This window comes from Streptomyces sp. NPDC020422, assembly GCF_044386705.1.
Taxonomy (GTDB): Bacteria; Actinomycetota; Actinomycetes; order Streptomycetales; family Streptomycetaceae; genus Streptomyces.
This window is the reverse complement of sequence record NZ_JBIRVJ010000001.1, coordinates 625,592-646,574: the sequence shown is the minus strand read 5'-3', so window position 1 is coordinate 646,574 and position 20,983 is coordinate 625,592. Positions and strand designations below refer to the sequence as shown.

General features: G+C 73.6%; 13 protein-coding genes and 2 pseudogenes. 10 read left to right on the top strand and 5 right to left on the bottom strand.

Features of this window, described 5'->3' with window-relative positions:
- Positions 1-56 precede the first annotated feature (56 nt).
- Positions 57-2,105 carry a protein kinase gene (locus ACH414_RS02850; protein ID WP_398940655.1) on the bottom strand — a complete coding sequence of 683 codons (2,049 nt, stop codon included), beginning with the start codon at positions 2,103-2,105 and terminating at the stop codon, positions 57-59.
- 256 nt (positions 2,106-2,361) lie between these two features.
- Here ACH414_RS02850 and ACH414_RS02845 point away from each other — a divergent pair, with 256 nt between their 5' ends.
- From ACH414_RS02845 to ACH414_RS02805, 9 genes are all read left to right on the top strand, one after another.
- Positions 2,362-3,516, top strand: a complete 1,155-nt coding sequence (locus ACH414_RS02845; protein WP_398940654.1) for a PP2C family protein-serine/threonine phosphatase — start codon at positions 2,362-2,364, stop codon at positions 3,514-3,516.
- Between the two features lie 288 nt (positions 3,517-3,804).
- Positions 3,805-4,338, top strand: coding sequence for a (2Fe-2S)-binding protein (locus ACH414_RS02840; protein ID WP_382534786.1), 534 nt, complete (start codon positions 3,805-3,807; stop codon positions 4,336-4,338).
- Complete coding sequence (locus tag ACH414_RS02835) at positions 4,335-5,336, top strand: FAD binding domain-containing protein (protein ID WP_386562270.1); 1,002 nt, start codon at positions 4,335-4,337, stop codon at positions 5,334-5,336. The genes ACH414_RS02840 and ACH414_RS02835 overlap by 4 nt, the downstream gene beginning before the upstream one ends.
- A gap of 205 nt (positions 5,337-5,541) precedes the next feature.
- Positions 5,542-7,665 carry a xanthine dehydrogenase family protein molybdopterin-binding subunit gene (locus ACH414_RS02830; protein ID WP_398940653.1) on the top strand — a complete coding sequence of 708 codons (2,124 nt, stop codon included), beginning with the start codon at positions 5,542-5,544 and terminating at the stop codon, positions 7,663-7,665.
- Between the two features lie 377 nt (positions 7,666-8,042).
- The gene (locus tag ACH414_RS02825; RefSeq protein WP_382534780.1) at positions 8,043-9,158 is read left to right on the top strand and encodes an LLM class flavin-dependent oxidoreductase; all 1,116 of its coding nucleotides are present in this window, start codon (positions 8,043-8,045) and stop codon (positions 9,156-9,158) included.
- Complete coding sequence (locus tag ACH414_RS02820) at positions 9,155-10,066, top strand: ABC transporter permease (protein WP_398940652.1); 912 nt, start codon at positions 9,155-9,157, stop codon at positions 10,064-10,066. Before ACH414_RS02825 ends, ACH414_RS02820 begins: the two co-directional genes overlap by 4 nt.
- Positions 10,067-10,292: 226 nt before the next feature.
- A complete protein-coding gene (locus tag ACH414_RS02815) occupies positions 10,293-11,336 on the top strand; it encodes a glycine betaine ABC transporter substrate-binding protein (RefSeq protein WP_382534776.1) in 1,044 nt (347 codons plus the stop codon).
- On the top strand, positions 11,323-12,129 hold the full coding sequence (locus ACH414_RS02810) for an ABC transporter ATP-binding protein (RefSeq protein WP_382534774.1): 807 nt from the start codon (positions 11,323-11,325) through the stop codon (positions 12,127-12,129). The genes ACH414_RS02815 and ACH414_RS02810 overlap by 14 nt, the downstream gene beginning before the upstream one ends.
- Positions 12,130-12,524: 395 nt before the next feature.
- Positions 12,525-13,970: a hypothetical protein gene (locus ACH414_RS02805; RefSeq protein ID WP_398940651.1), complete on the top strand. Its 1,446-nt coding sequence runs from the start codon at positions 12,525-12,527 to the stop codon at positions 13,968-13,970.
- A gap of 69 nt (positions 13,971-14,039) precedes the next feature.
- On the opposite strand, the gene ACH414_RS02800 is transcribed toward ACH414_RS02805, so the two are convergent.
- From ACH414_RS02800 to ACH414_RS02790, 3 genes and pseudogenes are all read right to left on the bottom strand, one after another.
- Positions 14,040-16,013 carry an acetoacetate--CoA ligase gene (locus tag ACH414_RS02800; RefSeq protein ID WP_398940650.1) on the bottom strand — a complete coding sequence of 658 codons (1,974 nt, stop codon included), beginning with the start codon at positions 16,011-16,013 and terminating at the stop codon, positions 14,040-14,042.
- Positions 16,010-17,521 (bottom strand): annotated as a pseudogene (locus ACH414_RS02795) (bifunctional 3-(3-hydroxy-phenyl)propionate/3-hydroxycinnamic acid hydroxylase); the annotation flags it as partial. The gene ACH414_RS02800 and the pseudogene ACH414_RS02795, both read right to left, overlap by 4 nt.
- Positions 17,517-17,762: pseudogene (locus ACH414_RS02790) on the bottom strand (EamA family transporter); the annotation flags it as partial. The pseudogenes ACH414_RS02795 and ACH414_RS02790, both read right to left, overlap by 5 nt.
- Positions 17,763-17,869: 107 nt before the next feature.
- Between ACH414_RS02790 and ACH414_RS02785 the strand changes: the two are divergent.
- On the top strand, positions 17,870-18,820 hold the full coding sequence (locus ACH414_RS02785; protein WP_398940649.1) for a LysR family transcriptional regulator: 951 nt from the start codon (positions 17,870-17,872) through the stop codon (positions 18,818-18,820).
- A gap of 75 nt (positions 18,821-18,895) precedes the next feature.
- Here ACH414_RS02785 and ACH414_RS02780 read toward each other — a convergent pair whose 3' ends face one another.
- Positions 18,896-20,563, bottom strand: coding sequence for a M4 family metallopeptidase (locus ACH414_RS02780; protein WP_398940648.1), 1,668 nt, complete (start codon positions 20,561-20,563; stop codon positions 18,896-18,898).
- Between the last annotated feature and the right edge of the window lie 420 nt (positions 20,564-20,983).

The following is a 20,983-nucleotide window of genomic DNA, read 5'->3' as shown; positions in this document are numbered from 1 at the left end:
AGTACGCCGCGGGACCCTCCGAGCGCATGGCCGTCACGCCGCCGTGCACCAGCTCGTCAGGTGCCCGCGGCGGTCAGCTCTCCCACCCAGCGCCCCGCTTCGACGAGGGGGGAGTCGGCGCCGCGGAGAGGTCCGGACGACAGCTTCCGCCTTCCCTTGTCCTCGCTCGCCCAGAACGTCAGGGCGGGGGTGCTCCTGGCACAGCCCGACGGCTGCTCGCCGTCGGCGAGCTCGGCGGGCGCGGTGCGGAGCCTGGCCGTCTCCTGGGAGAACACCTCCGCCTTGTACACGCACCTCTCCCCCATCACGCTGATGGACACCAGACGAATGTCGCGTTTCGCCGCGTCCTGGCCCATCGTGACTTCGAAGCGGTAGGTGCCGTCCGCTCCCCGGCCGCGCCACGAGCCCCGGAACTGCTCCGGCAGCGCGCCCTTGGCGGGCGGCACCTTCTCGAACATCTCGGGACGGTAGGAGGTGCGGCCGTCGTCGTGGTAATCGTAAAAGCCCGGATCGCGCGCCCACTGGAACGCGCCGTTCCATTCTGCTACGAACGCCCCCGTACCGTCCGGGGTGGAAGAACCGTAGTCAGTGGTGTTGCCCTCGCAACGTTCCGCCTCCAGCTTGGGGCTTGCCCTCTTCAGCCGACTCGTGCCGAGCTTGATCGCGTCGTTTCTGGAGCCGGTGATGGTGCTTTCCCAGACGCACAGCCGCTCCTCGTTCAGCAGGGAGTACTGGGCGGTGCCCGTGGCATCGATGACAAGGCGTGCGAGCGTCCCCTCGTCGCCGTCCCTCAGGCGCGCCTCCCAGCTCCCCTGCAAGACCTTCGGAGCGCTCAGCGACGGTGATTCCCCCGCCCCGCCCCGCCACGGGCGGAGCGCGAGCAGGCCGCCGACGGTGACGAGCACCACGACGGCCGCCGTCCCCGCCACGACGGCCGGGCGCCGCCGCCGTTCCGTGGTCTGGGCGGGAACGTGCGGGCGTGCCGTCCCGTCGTATCCCGGCCCCACCGTGGGCGCGTACGCGAGCGCGTCCGACGGGGACGCGGCAGGCGCGTGCACGGGCTCAGGTGCGGCGGGCGCTTGCACGGGCTCAGGTGCGGCGGGCGCGTGCACGGCCCGGGGCGTGGGCTCGGGCCGGGCAGGCGCCGGCGGGGTGGGAGCCGGCGGGGCGGGAGCCCGGCCCGTCACGAGGGCCGTGTGCGGGCGCAGCGGATCGAAGTCCAGCAACTGTGCCGCGTGCCGACCCAGTTGACCGAGCAGCGCGCCTGGCAGCCATTCGTCGGCGAGGTCCGTGGCGGTGCCGGCGGCGATCTGCTCCGGCGTGGGGCGTCGGGCCGGGTCTTTCCGGAGGCACGCCCTGACGAGTTCGAGGAGCGTCTCCGGCAGCCCGTCCAGGTCGGGCTCTTCCTCGGCGACCCGGAACAACTGGGCGTGCAGCCCGTTGCCGGCCGCCCCGAAGGGCTGGCGTGCCGTGGCGGCGTAGGCGAGGACCGAACCCAGGGAGAACACGTCGGAGGCGGCGGTGACGTGGAGCCCGCGTACCTGCTCGGGCGACATGAAGCCGGGCGATCCGATCACCATGCCGGTGCGGGTCTGCAGGCTGTCCCCGCTGATGCTGTCCAGCGCCCGGGCGATGCCGAAGTCGATGACCCGGGGCCCGTCGACGGTGACCAGGACATTGGACGGCTTGAGGTCGCGGTGGACGAGGCCTGCCTCGTGGACGGCCCGCAGGGCGAGCGCGAGCCGGTTGGCCAGGACCCGCACCGACTGCTCGGGCAACGGGCCGTGCCGCTCGGCCACGACGGCGTGCAGATCGGGTCCGGGAATGTACTGCGTCGCGACCCAGGGCGTCTCCGCGTCCGTGTCCGCGTCGAGCACGGCCGCGGTCCAGGCTCCGCCGACCCGCTTCGCGGCGGTGACCTCGCGTGCGAACCGCGCGCGGAATTCGGCGTGCTGGGCGAACTCGGTCTGCACGACCTTGACCGCGACGGTGCGCCCGCCTTCGGAGCGGGCGAGGTAGACGCGGCCCATGCCGCCCGCTCCTAAGCGGGCGATGAGCCGGTACGGCCCTATGTGCGGCGGGTCTTCGGCGGTCAACTGGTCCACGAGGAAGGAGGTTAGCCGAACCGCACGTGAACGGTGGGTCCGACTGCTTCGTTCCGGAACGGGCGCCGCGGGAAGGCCGCTGGGCCCCCTCGTCGCGCGACGGCACCGGCATCGCAGGGGTGCATCGAACAGGCGTACCCCGGCGAAGATGGACTGGACGTGCTGCCGGGTTCCCGTCCCGTCCCGCACCACCACGGACAGCGTCCCCCGGAGCGCCGCGTCCTCGCCGTGCGCAGGCAGGTGGAAGGCTTGGGGCATGGCCCTTCGAGCATGGTTGGACGCCCGGCGTTCCTGGCAGCCGGGGCACGCGCCCGCGCTGCTGGTGATCCCGCTCGGGCTGATCGTCACCGTGTGCCTGGTGGACGTACTGTCTCCCCCGCACGTCCACCTCGGCCCCCTGCTCGTGGCGGCGCCCGCGATCACGGTGGCGCTCGCCGGCCCCCGCACAACGGCGGCCATGGGAGCTCTCGCGGTGGCGGCCCAGGTGCTGATCGGCGCGCTCAGGGGTGTCTCGGGCACCGCCAACATCCAGGCGCAGATCGCTGCCCTGATCGTCGTCTCGGCCGCCTGTGTCACCCTTTGCGTGCTGCGGGGCCGACGCGAGCGGCAGCTGCACCACGTGCAGTCGGTGGCCGAGGCGGCCCAGAGGGTGCTGCTGCAGCCGCTGCCCGCACGCGCCGGCCCGCTGCGGATCGCCGGCTTGTACATCCCCGCCGAGAAGGAGGCCGAGCTGGGCGGAGACCTGTACGCGGCCGCACGCACCGCCCACCACAGCACCCGGCTCCTCATCGGCGACGTGCGCGGCAGTGGTCTGGGCGCCATCAGCAACACGGCCCTGCTGCTGGGTGCCTTCCGAGCAGCCGCCCACCGTCAGGCCACCCTTCCCCGCCTCGCCGTCCACCTGGACGCCGCCTTCCGCTGGGACACCAGCCAGTGGCGGTCACAGACGGAGCAGGACACCGCCGAGGACTTCGCCACGGCCATCCTGCTCGACATCCCCGACCACGATCCGGTCGTCCACCTCATCAGCTGCGGCCACCCGCCACCGCTCGTCCTCCGCGGCGACCGGCTCCTCCCGCTCGTGGCCGAGGCGAGCCACCTCCCCGTGGGGCTCGGCGGGGCCTTCGGCATCGTCGAGTACGACGTCCAGACGTTCCCGTTCGAGGCCGGCGACACGATGCTCCTCTACACCGACGGCGTCATCGAGGCGCGCAACGCCGACGGACGCTTCTACCCCTTGGCCGAGCGCGTGCCGCAGTGGACCACGGACGACCCCGAGGAACTCCTGCGCCGTCTCAGGGCCGACCTGCTGGCCCACGTCCACGCCCACCCCGACGACGACGCGGCCGTGGTCGCGATCCACCGCACGGGGTCCGCCCCGCCGCGAGACGAAGCCGTGGACCGTGCCTAGGCGGCGGACGGCGGTCACGGCCACGCCCGCTCGCGGTGGCCGGTGCTTTCCGGACACTCCACAGCTCCGTGCGCTTGGTTCGCAGGAGGCGGGGGAGGCGGTCCTCGCATAGCGTCGACGCAGGCGCGTACGGATGGCCGCGCCGACCCACACGAGTCCGCATCCGCGTGGGGACAGGCCGGCGAGCGTGTCGAGCGGCGACCCCGTCGGTCGGGCCCGCCCACGTACCGCCACGCGGCGGACGTCGAGCGCGCGTCGGCGAAGACCCCGAGGTGAGGAGGAAGACCGGTGGACCAGACCCTGCCGGAGCGCGCGTCCACGGTGACGCTGCGCGTCAACGGAACGGACCGCTCGCTCACCCTGGACCACCGGACGACTCTGCTGGACGCGCTCCGCGACCACCTCGACCTCACCGGCACCAAGAAGGGCTGCGACCACGGGCAGTGCGGTGCCTGCACCGTGCTCCTGGACGACCGGCGCGTGAACAGCTGCCTGCTGTTCGCCGTCGCGTGTGCGGGCCGTTCCGTCACCACGGTCGAGGGACTCGCGGACGGCGAGCGCCTCCATCCGGTCCAGGAGGCGTTCGTCGCCCGGGACGCCCTGCAGTGCGGCTACTGCACACCGGGCCAGATCTGCTCGGTCGTGGCCCTGCTGGACGAGGCGGCGCGCGGCGAACCCTCGCACGCGACTCCGCCGGAACGACGGCCCGGTGAGCCCGTCCCGCTCACACCGGACGAGATCCGGGAACGCATGAGCGGGAACATCTGCCGCTGCGGCGCCTACCCGAACATCGTGGCCGCGATCGAGGAGGTCGCACGGTGAAGCCCTTCGCGTACGTGCGCCCCGAACGCACCGAGGAGGCCCTCGCGCACCTCGCGGCCCACCCCGGCGCCCGCTTCCTGGCGGGCGGCACCAACCTCGTCGACCTGATGAAGCTGGGCGTCACCGGCCCGCCGCTGCTCGTCGACCTCGGCGCCCTGCCCCTCGACGGCGTGACCGAGACCCCCGACGGCGGCCTGCTGATCGGGGCGACCGCGCGCAACAGCGACGTCGCCGCCCACCCCGACGTGCGCACCCGCTACCCCGTGCTCTCCCAGGCCCTGCTGGCCGGCGCCTCTCCCCAGCTCCGCAACGCGGCCACCACGGGAGGCAACCTCCTCCAACGCACCCGCTGCCCCTACTTCCAGGACACGTCGACGCCGTGCAACAAGCGGCTGCCCGGTTCCGGCTGCCCCGCCCGTGAGGGCGTCCACCGGGACCTCGCGGTCCTCGGCCACTCCGCCCACTGTGTCGCCACCCACCCCTCGGACATGGCCGTCGCCCTCGCCGCCCTCGACGCGGAGGTCCGGCTGAGCGGGGCGGACGGCGAGCGGACGGTGCCCGTCGCCGATTTCCACCGGCTGCCGGGCGACCGCCCGGACCTGGACACCGTCATCGCGCCCGGCGAACTCATCACCGGCGTCAGGCTCCCCGCGCCGCCGGCCGGCGCGCTCAGCGCCTACCGCAAGGCCCGCGACCGCACCTCGTTCGCCTTCGCGCTCGCCTCCGCAGCCCTCGTCCTGACCGTCGAGGACGGCCGGGTAGGGCACGCCGCGCTCGCTTTCGGCGGTCTGGCCCACAAGCCCTGGCGGGCGCGGGCGGCGGAGGAGGTGCTGCGGGGCGCGCCGGCCACCAGCGAGACCTTCCGGCGGGCCGCCGACGCCGAACTCGCCGCCGCCGAGCCCCTGCGCGACAACGGCTTCAAGGTGCCGCTGGCCCGCAACCTCGCCGTGCGCCTCCTGGGCGACCTCGCGTCCCGCGCCGCCACGGCCGCCCCGTGACGCCCCCGGCCCGACCCCCGCCCGCCCGTGAGCAGCCCGGCTCGCCCCCGCCCGTCCGGCGACGCCCACCGCGCGCCCGCACCCGGCTGCCCGCTCTCCCCCGACGCCCTGTCCGGCGTCGCCCCGCTCGCCCGGCATCCGTCCGCCCGCCGGACGTCCGACCGCGCACACCCCGCCGTACGCCGACCGGAGGAGGCACCACGCCATGACCCGCCACGAACCCGTGACCGCGCGGCCCCCGGCGGCCGTCCGGCGTGACGCCCGCCAGAAGGTGACGGGCGAGGCCCGCTACGCCGTCGACCGGACGCCGCCCGGCTGTCTCCACGCCTGTCCGGTGCCCGCGACCGTCGCCCGCGGGCGGGTCACCGCCGTCCACTCCGACGAGATCCTGCGGCGCCCCGGCGTACACGCCGTCCTCACCCACGAGAACGCCCCGCGTCTCGGCGACGCCGACGACCCGACGCTCGCGCTGCTCCAGGAGGACCGCGTCCCCCATCGGGGCTGGCTCGTCGCCGTCGTGGTCGCCGACACGCCCGAGAACGCCCGCGCCGCTGCCGACGCGCTGCGGATCGACTACGCGCCGAGCGAGCACGACGTCCGGCTGAGCGCCGACCACCCGCGGCTCTACACTCCCGAGAAGGCCAACGGCGGCCACCCGGCCGTACGCGAGCGTGGCGACTTCGACACCGCCTTCGCCGCCTCACCGGTCCGCGTCGACGCCACCTACACCCTGGACGCCCTGCACAACCACCCGATGGAGCCGCACGCCGCCACGGCCTGGTGGGACGACGACGGCCTGACCGTGTACGACTCCAGCCAGGGCGCGACGACCGTACGGGACGTCCTCGCGCGCCTGTTCCGGCTGCCCCCGCAGAAGGTCACCGTGGTCTCGGCCTATGTGGGCGGTGGCTTCGGCTCCAAGGGCACCCCCCGGCCGCCGGCCGTCCTCGCGGCGATGGCCGCCCGGCACACCGGCCGGCCCGTCCGGCTCGCCCTGCCGCGCCGTCAGCTGCCCGCCACCGTGGGGCACCGCGCGCCCACCATCCAGCGCGTCCGCATCGGCGCCGCCGCCGACGGAACGATCGCGGCCCTCGCCCACGACGTGGTCACCCAGACGTCCACGGTGAAGGAGTTCGTCGAACAGGCCGCCGTCCCGGCCCGCACCATGTACACCTCACCCCACAGCCGCACCACCCACCGGGTGGTCGCCCTGGACGTGCCCACCCCGTCGTGGATGCGCGCCCCCGGCGAGGCGTCCGGGATGTACGCCCTCGAAGCGGCCATGGACGAACTCGCCGACGCGGTGGGCGTCGACCCGGTGGAGCTCCGGCTGCGCAACGAACCCGACACCGAGCCCGACAGCGGCAAACCGTTCAGCAGCCGGGGCCTCGCCGCCTGCCTGCGGGACGGCGCGCGCCGGTTCCGCTGGGCCGACCGGGACCCGCGCCCCGGCGTCCGGCGGGACGGGGACGTGCTGAGCGGTACCGGCGTCGCCGCCGCCACCTATCCCGTGCTCCTGAGCCCGTCCCGCGCCTCCGCCCACGCCGGCCCGGACGGCCGCTTCGTCGTCCGCGTCGACGCCACCGACATCGGCACCGGGGCGCGGACCGTCCTCGCCCAGATCGCCGCCGACGCCCTCGGCGCCCCGCTGGACTCCGTGGGCGTCGAACTCGGCAGCAGCCGACTGCCCGACGCCCCCGTCGCCGGCGGCTCCTCCGGGACCGCGTCCTGGGGCTGGGCCGTGCACAAGGCCTGTGCCGCGCTGCGCGCGAGCCTGGCCGCCGACCCCGGTCGTCCGCTGCCGCCCGAGGGCGTCACGGTCGAGGCGGACACGGACGAGGAGGCGAGGCGGCCGTCCCCGTACGCCCGCCACGCCTTCGGCGCCCACTTCGCCGAGGTCCGCGTCGACACCGTCACCGGCGAGGTCCGGGTGAGCCGGCTCCTCGGCGTCTACGCCGTGGGCCGGGTCCTCAACGCGCGCACCGCGCGCTCCCAGTTCATCGGCGGCATGACGATGGGGCTCGGGATGGCGCTCACCGAACACAGCACCATGGACCTCGTCTTCGGCGACTTCCGCGAACAGGACCTGGCCTCCTACCACGTCCCTGTCTGTGCGGACGTGCCGGACATCGAGGCACACTGGCTGGACGAACACGACCCCCACCTCAACCCGATGGGCAGCAAGGGCATCGGGGAGATCGGCATCGTCGGCACGGCGGCGGCGATCGCCAACGCCGTGCACCACGCATGCGGCGTCCGCCTGCGAGCCCTCCCCCTGACCCCCGACCGCCTCCTCCCGCTGCTCACCGCCGGTGCGTCCACCTCATAGGCCGTGGCCTCGAACGGCCGCCGCGGCCGCGGGCTGGTCTCGGCAAGCGGGACGGGACGGTCCGGCATACGGACGACGCTTGCGCGCTCCGGAGCCGCCCCGACAGGATGCGGCCATGGCCCCCGTACTCGTATCGCGTCGTCACGTGGATCTGCTGCGTGTTTCGACCATGCTGTGTCGGGCCGATTCCCTTCGTGCGCGCGGCTGTTGACCCGCAGGCCCGCTGAGGCCTACGCGGTCCGCCGCTCCTGATCCCGCACGGAACGACCGAGCGCACCCTCGCGCGCCCCTTCCGTCTTTCCCACTGCTCAACGGACACGTGTCAGCTCCCCTCGGTGGCGGCACGTGCCGTGCTGCTGCTTCGACGAGGCCCCCTCATGCCGGAAAACCCCCTCCTGCTCCACTGGTTCCTGCCCACCGGCGGGGACGGCCGCGACCCCGGCGGTGTGACCGCCGTCCAGGGCCGCACCGGATCCGCCACCCGGCGGCCCGCGGACATCCCGTACCTGGCCCAGGTGGCCCGCGCCGCCGAGCAGGCCGGGTTCCACTCGCTGCTCACGCCCGTGGGGCTCGGTTGCGTGGATCCCTGGATCCTCACCGCCGCGCTCGCGCAGCACACCACCCGGATCGGGTTCCTGGTGGCGTTCCGCGCCGGATTCGCCAGTCCGACACTGCTCGCCCAGCAGGCCGACGCCTTCCGCCGGTTCGCGGGAGGCAGGCTCGCGCTCAACGTGGTGACCGGTGGCGATCCCGCCGAACAGCGGGCGTACGGGGACTGGTTGGAGCACGACGCGCGGTACGCCAGGACCGAGGAGGTGATGACGGTCCTGCGCACCCTGCTGGACGGCAAGACGGCCGACCACCACGGGGAGCACCTGCGGATCGCGGGCGCCCGGCTCACCGATCCGGAACTGCGCCACCCGGTGCCCCTGTACTTCGGCGGGGCCTCCCCCGCCGCCGAGGAGGTCGCCGCGCGGCAGGCCGACGTACAACTGCTGTGGGGCGAGCCGCCCGCCGCCGTCGCCGCACGCCTCACCCGGCTGCGCGAACGGGCCCGGGCGGCCGGCCGCACCGTCCGGTTCGGCCTGCGGCTGCACGTCATCAGCCGGGACACCGCCGCCGAGGCCTGGTCCGAGGCGGACCGGATCCTCGCCGGGCTCGACCCCGAGTCCGTACGGGCGAGCCAGGAGCGGTTCGCCGGGATGGACTCCACCGGGCAGGCCCGGATGACCGCGCTGCACGGCGGGGTCGCGGACGCCGCCCGCCTCACGGTGGCGCCGAACCTGTGGGCGGGCATCGGCCTGGTCCGCGAGGGCGCCGGGACCGCGCTGGTCGGCTCGCACGACGAGGTGGCCGCGCGGCTCGCCGAGTACCGCGCCCTGGGCATCGACGAGTTCGTCCTCTCCGGGTACCCGCACCTCGAAGAGGCGTACCGGGTCGGCGAGGAAGTGGCCCCGCGGCTGCGTGCCCTGACCGGGACGGAAGCCCTGTGACCACTCCCACGACGACGTCGGCGGCGTCCGGTCCGGACCGGCTCCCGCAACCCGCCCCCGAAGCGGCCGGTGGCGGTAGCGGCACCGTGGCCGTGGCCGGTTCCTCCCGGCGGGTCCGCCTGCGCGAGGCCTTCCGATGGGGCGGGCTGCGGCTCGTCGCCCTCGCCGTGCTCCTCGCCGCCTGGCAGGCGGTGGTCTCCGCCGAGGTGTGGCCGCGGGTCCTGGTTCCCTCGCCCGGCGACGTGTGGCGGCAGTTCGTCCTCGCCTCCACGGTCCACGACGGGGTGCGCGGCTACGGCGGCCATCTGCTGGTCGAGCACCTGGGCGTCAGCCTGGGCAGGATCGGCACCGGCTCCGCGTACGCCGTGCTGGCCGGGGTGCCGCTGGGGCTGCTGATCGGTACGGTCCGGCCGCTGGCCGTCGTGCTGGAGCCCGCCGTGACGTTCCTGCGGACGCTGCCGCCGCTGGCGTACCTCTCGCTGCTCGTCATCTGGTTCGGCATCGACGAGGCCCCGAAGATCTGGCTGCTGGTCATCGCGGCCCTGCCGCCGATCGCCGCGGCCACCGCGGCGGCCGTCCGCACGGTGCCCGGCCAGCTCGTCGAGGCGGCTCGGGCGCTGGGGTCGGGGCCGACGGCGCTGCTGCTGTCCGTTCGGCTGCCCTCCGCGCTGCCCGAGATCCTCACCGGTGTCCGCATCGCCGTCGGAGTCGCCTACACCTCGGTCGTCGCTGCGGAGACCATCAACGGTGTGCCCGGCATCGGCGGCATGATCCGCGACGCGCAGCGCTACAACCAGACCGCGCTGGTGATCGCGGGCATCCTCGCCATCGGTCTGTCCGGGATCGTGCTGGACGCGCTGCTGAGGCTCGTCGAGCGGATCGCCGTGCCGTGGCGCGGCCGCGCCTGATCCCCGCTCTTCCTCCTCCCGCTCTCCCGCTCTTCCTCCTCCCGATCCCCCGCCTCTCGCTCCTCCCGATCCCCCGCTCTCCTCCTCCTGATCCCCCGCCTCTCGCGGCCCCTTCCTCTCGCGACCCCCTTCCTCCCTCGTCCCTCCCTGATCCGTTCGCCTTCCTTCGCCTTCCTTCGCCTTCCTTCGTCTTCCTTCTCGTCCGACCTCAGACCGGAGATCGTCCATGCCCGCACGTCTGTCCCGCCGCACCCTCCTGCTCACCGCGGCCGTCGCCCTGACGGCCTCCGTCGCCACCGCCTGCGCAGGTGACGGCGACGCGGCCGGCGGATCCTCGGGGCGGACCACCGTACGAATCGCCTACCAGGCGATACCCAACGCCGACCTGGTGGTGAAGAACCAGCGGCTGCTGGAGAAGGCCCTGCCCGACGTCGACGTGAAATGGGTGAAGTTCGAGTCCGGTGGCGACGTCAACACGGCCGTCATCGCCGGGTCGGTCGACCTGGGTCTGGCCGGATCGAGCCCCGTCACCAAGGGGCTCTCCGCTCCGCTGAACATCCCGTACAAGGTGGTGTGGATCCACGACCTGATCGGGGACAACGAGGCGCTCGTCGCCAAGCGCGGGATCGGTTCGGTGAAGGACCTGGTGGGCAAGAAGGTGGCCACTCCCTTCGGGTCGACGGCCCACTACTCACTGCTCGCCGCACTGACGGCGGCGGGTGTCGAACCGGCGTCCGTGCAGATCATCGACCTCCAGCCGCAGGACGCGCTCGCCGCGTGGAAGCGCGGGGACATCGACGCCGCCTACGTGTGGACGCCGACGCTGAGCGAACTGGCCAAGGACGGCAAGGTGCTCGTCACCAGCCGTGAACTGGCCGGGCAGGGCAAGCCGACGGCCGACCTGGGCGTGGTGACGAACGCGTTCGCGGCGAGGCACCCGGAGGTGGTCACGGCCTGGATCAAGGCACAGGACAAGGCCGTCGCACAGGCGCGTACCGCACCGGACCAGGCGGCGAAGTCCATCGGGGCGGAGCTCGGACTGCCGACGGAGGAGGCGAAGCGGCAGTTGTCTGAACTGGTGCTGCTCAGCGCGAAGGAGCAGACCGGACCCGACTACCTGGGCACGCCGGGCGCCCCCGGCAAGCTCGCGGCGAACCTGCACGACGCCGCCGTGTTCCTCAAGGGGCAGAAGGCGGTCGACTCCGTGCCGGACGTCGCCGTCTTCGGGCGGGCGCTCGCGGTGGAGGAGCTCGGCCGTGCCGCGAACTGACGCGCCTGACACGCGGACCGCGGTCGTCGAGCTGGCGGGCGTGTCGGTCCGGTACGGGTCGGCGAAGGCGCCGGTGACGGCGCTCGACGGCGTGGACGTACGGATCCACGCGGGCGAGTTCGTCGTCCTGGTCGGGCCGTCCGGCTGCGGCAAGACGAGCCTGCTGCGCGTGGTCGCGGGCTTCGAACGTCCCTCCGCGGGCCGGGCCCGGGTCCGGGGCGCGCTTCCCCGGCCGGGCGCGGGGGCGGGGGTGGTGTTCCAGCAGCCCCGGCTGTTCCCCTGGCGCACGGTCGGCGGGAACCTCGCCTTCGCGCTGGCCCGGCTGGGCGTGCCGCGTTCCGACCGGCCCGGCCGGATCGCCGAGCTTCTGGAGCGGGTGGGACTGCCCGGGATGGCGGACCGGCGCACATGGGAGCTGTCGGGCGGTCAGCAGCAGCGGGTGGCGCTGGCCAGGGCGCTGGCCGCGGAGCCCGAACTCCTGCTCATGGACGAGCCGTTCGCCGCGCTGGACGCCCTGACCCGGGAGCGGCTCCAGGAGGAGGTGCGGGCCTTGGCCGGGCGGCTCGGCACGACGGTGCTGTTCGTGACGCACTCGGCGGAGGAGGCGGTGCTGCTGGGCTCTCGGGTGCTGGTCATGGCCGCGGGACCCGGCCGGGTGGTGGCGGAGCTGCCGGTGGACCTGGCGCGGGGGCCCGGCACCGACGTGTCCGCGCTGCGGGCGTCGCCCGAGTTCGCCCGGCTGCGCGGCCGTCTCACCGAGATCATGCGCGGCGGGGACGTTCCCGGCCCGTGACGGCCGATCGCGACACCGGCCGCGACACCCGCCGCCACACCCATCGCGAGAGCGGCGGCGACACCGGCGGATGCCCGCGCCCCCGCCGGGGATTGCCGGGGATTGCCCGCATGCTGCGGGAACGTGAACTGCGTGAACAGTCCGTGGCCGATCGCCGCGGAAGGATCCGCATCGCGGGCGCAGCGGATAGCGTCGCGGCCGGAGCCGTTCCGGGGGCGACATCCCCACCCGGAAACAAGGGCCGGGCCGCACCCTCGGCAGCCGCCCCGTGGGTCGTTGCCATCAGCCGGCCGGCCCCGGGATGCCGCGGTACCCGGAGCGGCCGGCCGCCGGCTCCTCGCTCACCAGCGCCTCCCCAGCACCTCCCTCCCCCCCTCCAGTCACGAGGACCCCTGATGCCGTTCTCCCTGCCCACGGGCGGGCGCCTTGCCGTGCTCGCCCTCTCCCTCACCGTGGCGCTCGGCAGCGCCCCCGCCGCGGCCGACCCGGCTTCCCGGTTCGGGCCGCAGGCGCCGCAGAACCCGGCCACCGCGGCCAACGGCGCCGCGACCATGCACGGCGACAGTGCCTCGAGCGGCACCACGCCCCACCCGGGGCCAGGGACGTCCGCCGTCGACTACTCCCGCACGGCGCTGGCTTCGGCCTGCCCGACCGTGGTCGTGGGCAGCGACGGCTACGTGATCGCGCTGTGCACCACCATCTTCGGCCAGACGCCGACCGCGCACCTGCTCGATCCCGTCACCGGAGCCGACCTCGCCTCCCTGGCCCTGCCCAAGGGCAGCCTCTTCGGCGGCGTGTACGCCTACCTCGACAACGCCGACCGGCTGGTCGTCGTCGACGGGAACGACAACCTCCTGCGCGTCGGCCACCGCCGCGCCGGCTCCGGATGGACCCTCCAGATCGACGAGTACACTCCGCTCGGCAACGCCGTCCCCGCCGGGGACAACATCGTCGGCCTGACCCCCGACTGGCAGGGCAGGGTCTGGTTCGCTACCAGCGGCGGGGTGATCGGGACCGTGGACACCGGCAGCGGGGCCGTGCGCAGCATCAGCACCGGCGAGGGCGTCCAGAACAGCATCTCCACCGTCCCCGGCCGGACCGCCGTCGCCACCGACCACGCGCTCTACCTGCTGTCGGCCGGCCCGGACGGCACCCCCGTGGTGGACTGGCGGGCGCCGTACGACCGGGGCCCGGCCCGCAAGCCCGGCCAGCTCAGCTGGGGCACCGGCACCACCCCGAGCTTCTTCGGGCCCGGCGACGGCACCGAGTACGTGACCATCGTCGACAACGCCGACCCGCACGGGAACCTGCTCGTCTACCGGGTGGCCGGCGGGCCGGACCCGATCTGCCGGATCCCCGTGCTCACCCCGTACGCCCGCAGCGGCACCGAGGACGCCGTCATCGCCACCGGCCGCAGCGTCTTCGTCACCAACACCTACGGCTACCCCTACCCGGCCCTGCCCGAGGGCGCTCCGGCGAGCCGGCCGTCCTCCGCGAACTTCGACGGCGGTCTCAGCCGGATCGACGTCAACGCCGAGGGAACGGGGTGCTCCGTGGTGTGGAACAGCCCGGTCAAGTCCGCCGCCCTGCCCCGGCTCTCCCTGGCCGACGGGAAGATCTACACCGTCTCCGTGACCGGGCCGACGGGCAGCGCCGGTCTGAACACCTTCGCCCAGTACCACCACTCCGTCATCGACCCGGCCACCGGTGCGCAGTCGAGCAGCTCCTTCCTGGGCATCGGGCTGGTCTACAACCCGCTCCAGATGCGGGGGACGGCCGCCCCGGACGGCACCCTCTACCAGGGCACCGAGACCGGCGTGGTCCGCATCTCCAAGCGCTGAGCCGGGCACCGGCCGGCGGCGTGCCGAGGTCTGCCGCCGGCCGGCGCACGAACGGCACCGCCGGGGTCGTCACATCGCCCGGCCCCGGCGTGCGGCGCCCAGCCGGGCGAAGTGGCCGATGAGTTCGGGGGCGTCCACCGCCGCCGGGTTGACGACCTGCTCGACCGCGGCGCCCTGCAGGAGGCGCTTGACGGGGACTTCGAGTTTCTTGCCGGTGCGGGTGTGCGGGATGCCGGGGACCTCGAGGATCTCGTCGGGGACGTGGCGGGGCGAGGCGCCGGTCCGGATCGCCTCCTCGATCTTCTCGCGGAGCGGGTCGTCCAGGGTCGCGTCGGCGGCGAGAACCACGAACAGGGGCATCCAGTAGCCGCCCTCCGGCTCTTCCGCGCCGATGACGAGGGCCTCGGTGATCTCGGGGAGGCGTTCGACGACGTCGTGGATGTCGGCGCTGCCCAGGCGTACGCCGTTGCGGTTCAGGGTGCTGTCGGAGCGGCCGTGGACGATCACGGAGCCGTGTCCGGTGACGGTGATCCAGTCGCCGTGCCGCCAGACGCCGGGGTGGGAGGAGAAGTAGGCGTCGCGGTAGCGGGTGCCGTCGGGGTCGTTCCAGAAGTACAGCGGCATGGACGGCATCGGGCGGGTGACGACCAGCTCCCCGACCTGGTCCACGACCGGGCGGCCCTCGGCGTCGTACGCGGCCAGGGCCACGCCCAGGTGGGGTGCGGAGAGCTCCCCCGCCCAGACCGGTGTGTTGGGGGCGCTGCCGGCGAAGCCGGAGACGACGTCGGTGCCGCCGCTGGTGGAGGCGAGCAGGACGTGCTCGCCGACGTGCCGGCGGACCCAGGGGTAGGCGGAGGCCGGCAGGGCGGAGCCGGTGCAGCCGACCACGCGGATCGAGGACAGCTCGTGCGCCGAGGGGTCGATGCCGTACTTGGCCATGCCCAGCAGGTACTGGGGGCTGGTGCCGAAGACGGTCACCCGGTGGTTCGCGGCCAGCTCCCACAGGACGTCGGGCTTGGCGAGCGGCGCCGGGCTGCCGTCGTAGGTGCACGTGGTGGCGCCGGTGAGCAGCGTGGAGACGACCAGGTTCCACATCATCCAGTGGGTGGTGGTGTACCACAGGAGGCGGTCGCCGGGGCCGAGGTCGGAGTGGAGGCCGAGGGTCTTGAGGTGTTCGAGCAGGACCCCGCCGTGGCCGTGGACGATGCCCTTGGGCAGGCCGGTGGTGCCCGAGGAGAACACGACCCACAGCGGGTGGTCGAACGGCACCGGTGTGCAGGCGAGTTGCTCGGTGCGGGTGGCGGCTTCCTCCCACGGCACCACGTGTGACGGGTACGTGTGTGAGGGCCACGGCAGGCCCACGTGGTCCACCAGCAGCGTGGCCTTCAGCGTCGGCAGCGCGCCGGCGAGTTCGAGGGTGGCGTCGCGGCGGTCGTGGGTGGTGCCGTTGAAGAGGTAGCCGTCGGCCGCGATCAGGACGGTGGGTTCGAGCTGGGCGAAGCGGTCGGCGGCGGCCTCGGGGGCGTAGTCCTGTCCGCAGACCGACCACACGGCGCCCAGGCTGGCGGCGGCGAGGAACGCGACGATCGCGTGCGGGGTGTTGGGGAGGTAGCCGACGACGCGGTCCCCCGTGCCGACGCCCAGGTCGCGCAGGGCGGCGGCGACGGAGGCCACCTGGGCGCGCAGCCGCCCGCCGGTCACCTCGTGACCGGCGCCGGTCTCGTCGAGGGCGATGACCGCCACGGCGTCGTCGGTGAGGTTGCGCAGGGCGTGGTGGGTGTAGTTGAGGGTGGCGCCGGGGAACCAGCGGGCGCCCGGCATCCGCTCCTCCACGAGCACCTGCTCGTACGGGGTGTCCGCGTCGACGTCGAAGTAGTCCCACACCGCGCCCCAGAAGCCTTCCAGGTCGGTGACCGACCAGCGGTGCAGGCCGGCGTAGTCGGTGCCGTCCACGCCGGCGTGGCGGGCGAAGTCGATGATGCGGCTGTCGGCGACGGCCTGCGGATCGGGCGTCGTGAAGGGGTCCGGGTACGGCCTGGTCATCGTGTGGCGCTCCTCGGCGGGCTTTTCTCTGCGGTCCGTGGGGAAGGGTGGGGTCTGCGCGTGGTGTGCAGGAGGGACGCCCAGGCGGCGGTGTCCGTGAAGTCGTGCCTTCCGGCCGGGACGACGTCCATGACGACGCGGTCGGGGCGCAGCACGACGGCGTCCGCCCGGCCGGCGCGCAGCCAGGCGGCGAGGGTGCCGCCGTCACCGAGGTCGGTCACGGGGATCGCCGGAACGCCGAGCCCGGGGGCCAGGGCGCCGAGCGAGGGCCAGGGTTCGGCGGCGGTCAGGACGGTGAAGCCGTCGCCGAGCAGTTCGTCGAGGCGGCTGCGCCGGCCGTCGGGTGCCACCCACGGTTGGGGGCAGTGGGTGCCCACGAGGCTCCTGCGCCCGCGGCGCCGGACGAGGGGCCCGGCGGCCAGGGGCGGACTCAGGTCACGGCCCGCCGCCGCGGTGAGGCCGGGTACGCGGCAGGCGGCGGCCAGGATCCTGCGGCGCAGTGCGGCGGCGCCGTCCTGGCCGCCGGTCATGGCCCAGCCCATGGCGACCGCGAGCCGGATGACGTGCCGTGCGTGCGGCTTGCGCTCGCTCTCGTAGGTGTCGAGGAGGCGCTCGTCGCCGCCCTGGCCCAGGACGCGGGCCAGCTTCCAGGTGAGGTTGTAGGCGTCGCGCAGGCCCGAGCACAGCCCCTGGCCGACGAACGGCGGGGTGAGGTGGGCGGCGTCACCGAGGAGGAAGACCCGTCCGCTGCGCCACCGGTCGGCCACCCGCGCCCGGAAGGTGTACTGCGTCTCCCGTACGACGTCGACGTCCCCGTCGTACGAGGGAGACAGCCACGGGGCGATCAGTTCGCGGACCGGTGGCTGCCCTTCCTGCAGCCGGAACTCCCAGCGGTAGCGGTCCTCACCGACGCGCATGAACGTCGCCGGCCGGTGCGGGTCGCAGACCTGGTCGACGCCTTCCCAGCAGCGGACGTCGGCCTTGGTGCGGACGTCGATGACGGTCCAGCGTTCCTCGAAGCGCAGGTCCTCCCACGCGGCACGGATGGCGGTACGGGTGAGGCTGCCGGCGCCGTCGCAGCCGAGGACCGCCGCGGCCCACAGGTGGTGCTCACCGTCCTCGTCCCGGTAGGCCACCCGTACGGGGCCGGTGGTGTCCGGGCCGACGCCGGTGACCTCGACACCGCCCCGCAGCTCGCACTCCGGGCGCCGGGCGAGGGCGTCGCGTAGCAGTCGTTCGAGCTCGGGTTGGTCGAACATGCTGGTCTGCGGGTAGCCGTGAGGGCCGTGTTCGGAGCGCCGGAACTCGGCCATGACCCGGTGCCGGGCGTCCAGCAGCCGAAGTCCGTTCGCGGGGCGGGCGATCTCGGCGAACTCCTCGCCCACGCCCGCGGCCTGGAGGATGCGGCGCACCTCGTCGTCGGTGGCGACGGCGCGCGGGAGCGGGTAGACGTCCCGGTGGCGTTCGAGGACGACGGTGCGGATACCGCGCCGGGCGAGGAGGAGCGAACGGCAGGGCGTTGCAGAAGAAGGCGGCGACGACGATCCGGCCCCAGACGGCCGAGCCGCGGGGCAGTCGCCGGCCGGAGAGCCGGCAGAGGGCCAGCAGGGTGACCGCCCCGAGCAGGCACCGGGCGAACGTCACCTGCACCGGTGTCAGTGCCTCCAGGGCCACCTCGATCCAGAGGAAGGTCGAGCCCCACAGCAGGGCGAGCACACCGATGCGCACCCCCGTCCGGCCTCTGTCCATGATGCCGTTCACCGCTGCCTCCCGATGGGTCCGTGTGGCATGAACGCTGCCGCACTCTTCTCGGAAGGACAAGAAACAGGTTCTGCACTTCTTTTAAGCTGTGCTACATGATCGATGTGAGACGTATGCAGGTCCTGCGCGCCGTGATCACCAGCGGCTCGGTGACGGCGGCGGCCGCGCATCTCGGCTATACCCCGTCCGCGATCAGCCAGCAGATCACGGCCCTGGAGAAGGAGGCGGGGATCGCGCTGCTCGAACGGGTCGGCCGGGGAGTACGGCCGACGGAGGCCGGGCTGCTGCTCACCCGGTACACGGCCGTCATCAGCGAGCGCCTCGCCGAGGCCGAGACCGCGCTCGCCGATCTGCGCGCCGGGCGCGAGGGCCGGCTGACCGTCCGTTACTTCGCCTCCGTCGGGCCGACGCTGCTGGCGCCCGCCCTGGCCCGGGTGCGCCGCGAGCACCCGGCGGTCGCGATCGACCCGCGGCTGGCGGACCCTGACGACGCGGTGGCGGAGGTGTACGAGGGCGACGCCGACCTGGCCCTGGTCGTCCGGCCGCCGGCCGAGGCGCCCCGGCGGGGCCTGCAGGTCGTGCACCTGCTCGACGACCCGTACCGCGCGGTGCTGCCCGCCGGACATCCGCTCGCCGCCAAGCGCGTGCTCGACCTCACCGATCTCGCAGGTGAACCCTGGGTCCTCAGCGAGCCCCCCGGCCCCTGCCTCGCCCCGGTCACCGACGCCTGCGCCGCGGCGGGCTTCAGCCCCGACTTCGCGTCCACGTCGCAGGACTACGCCACCGCACAGGGCTTCGTCGCCGCCGGGCTCGGCGTCACCCTCGTCCCCCGGCTCGGGCTGAGCGCCCGTCATCCCGGCGTCGCGGTGCGCCGCCTCAGGCACCCCGAGCCGCCCAGGGCGATCCACGCCGTGGTCCGATCCGGTTCCCTGGAACGGCCGGTGCTGCGCACGCTCCTCGACGCCTTCCGCGAGGCGGCCGGGGCAGGACGGAGGATGCCAGGGGCGGAAGGACGCGTGGCCCGGCGTACCCGGAGCGGCAGCTGAGGCGACGCGCCGGCGGGGCGGTGGCCGGCAACCCGGCCACCGCCCCTTGTGCACCCGTGTTCACCGTCGTACGGGTCAGCCCTTGACGTTCACCCCTGCCCAGGCGGCGTCCACCGCACGGACCTCGGCGCTGCCCGCGCCGTACAGGTCGGCGGCCGCCTTCAGTGTGCCCTCACGGGCGCCGTGGTAGTCGGTGGTGGAGGTGAAGTACGCGGTCAGCGCCTTGTACCAGATCTGCACGGCCTTGTCGCGGCCGATGCCGGTGACCGTGGAGCCGTCCACGGTCGGGCTGTCGTAGTGCACGCCGTTGATGTCCTTCGCGCCGCTGCCCTCGGACAGCAGGTAGAAGAAGTGGTTGGCGACACCGGAGGAGTAGTGCACGTTGAGGTTGCCGACGCCGGCGCTCCAGTAGTCGGCCGAGCCGCGGCCGTCCTTGCTGGGCTGGTCCTGGTAGCGCAGCGGCTTGCCGTTGCCGAAGATGTCGATCTTCTCGCCGAGCAGGTAGTCGCCCGGGTCCTGGGCGTTGTTCGCGTTCCACTCCACCGCGGTGCCGAAGATGTCCGAGGTGGCCTCGTTGAGGCCTCCGGACTCGCCGGAGTAGGTCAGGTTCGCGGTGGCGGAGGTGACGCCGTGGCTGAACTCGTGGCCGGCCACGTCGAGCTGCGTCAGAGGGTGCTGGTTGTTCGCGCCGTCGCCGTAGGTGATGGTGAAGGACTGGTCGTTCCAGAAGGCGTTCTGGTACGCGTTGCCGTAGTGGACCCGGGAGACCGGGGCACGGCCGTCGTTCTTGATGCCGTTGCGGTGCAGGACGTCCTTGTAGAAGTCCCAGGTCTTGGCGGCGCCGTAGGCGGCGTCGACGGCGGCGGTCTGGTTGTTGCCGGGGGTGCCGTCGCCCCACGCGTTGTCCGCGTCGGTGAACAGCACGCCCTTGCCGCCCGTACGGTGCTGGAGGTCGACGACGCTCGCGCCGCCGCGCACGGTGTCGACGAGGTCGAAGCCCTTCGACGACGTGGTGGAGTCGAGCGGGACGGGGCCGCTGTACTGGCTGGCTCCGGTGCCGACCGCGGCGACCTGGGGGCTGCCCGGCTTGGCGGCCGCGGAGCCGGCCTTGGCGGTGATGCCGCCGGCTATGTCGTCGATCAGCTGCTGCTCGTACAGCTTCTTGCCGGTGTTCGCGTCGGTGACGACGCGCAGCAGGCTCGGCGTGACGCCGTCGTCCTGGATGCCGCTGACGACGGTCTCGTAGGCGAGGGCGGGCTTGCCGTCGGCGGCCCAGATGACCTTGCGGGGGGCGTCGTCGGTGGCGGCGTCCGTGGCCCGTGCGGCCTTGGCGGCCTTGACCGCGGCGGACTTGGCGGCGGTCGGAGTGAGCTTCGGGGTGAGCGAGGCGACCTTGATGGCCGCCTTGACGGCCTTGGTGACCTCCTTGACGGCGCCGTCGGCGGCGCGGTGGACGATGAGGTCGCCGCCGAGGACGGGAAGGCCTGCGTAGGTGCGCTCGTAGCGCGTGTGGACCGTGCCGTCGGCGTCCTTGACGACGTCCTTGACGACCAGCTTCTCCTTGGCTCCGAGACCGAGCGACGAGGCGGTGGCCGTGACGGAGGCCGCGTCGTGGGGCTGCGGAGCGGCGCCCGCCGACGCGGTGGTGGCACCGGCCGCGAGCAGGGTGCCGGTGAGGACGACGGCACCGGAGGTGAGGGCGAGACGTCGTGCCGAGCCACCGGCGGAGGAAAGCGAGGACATGTGGTTTCTCCAGGGGTACGTGGGGAGTCGGGCGGGATCGCCGCCCACCCGTTCGAGGCGGACTGCCTTGCTGGGCAGGGACATTCGCAGCCCGTCGCGCACATGTCACGCGAGACATAAGGGGATTCGACCGGTCATGACGCATTTGCCGCCCGGCTCTTCACGAGAAGGACGGACCCGCGACACACGGCGACACGCCGGCACGGAATTCCGCAACGCGAGCGAAAGGAGACCGCCGGAGGCGGCACACCGCCCCGTGTGCGCCGCGGAGCCGGCGAGGGGACCGCGCTGTGATGCCCGTCTCCCCCCTTCGGGCGATTGGCGGTGATTGGTGAGCATTTTCATTGCATCGAGATGAACAGGGCAACACTCTAGACATCCAAGGCAATACCCTTAACAAACCTTCAAATCTGGCACATT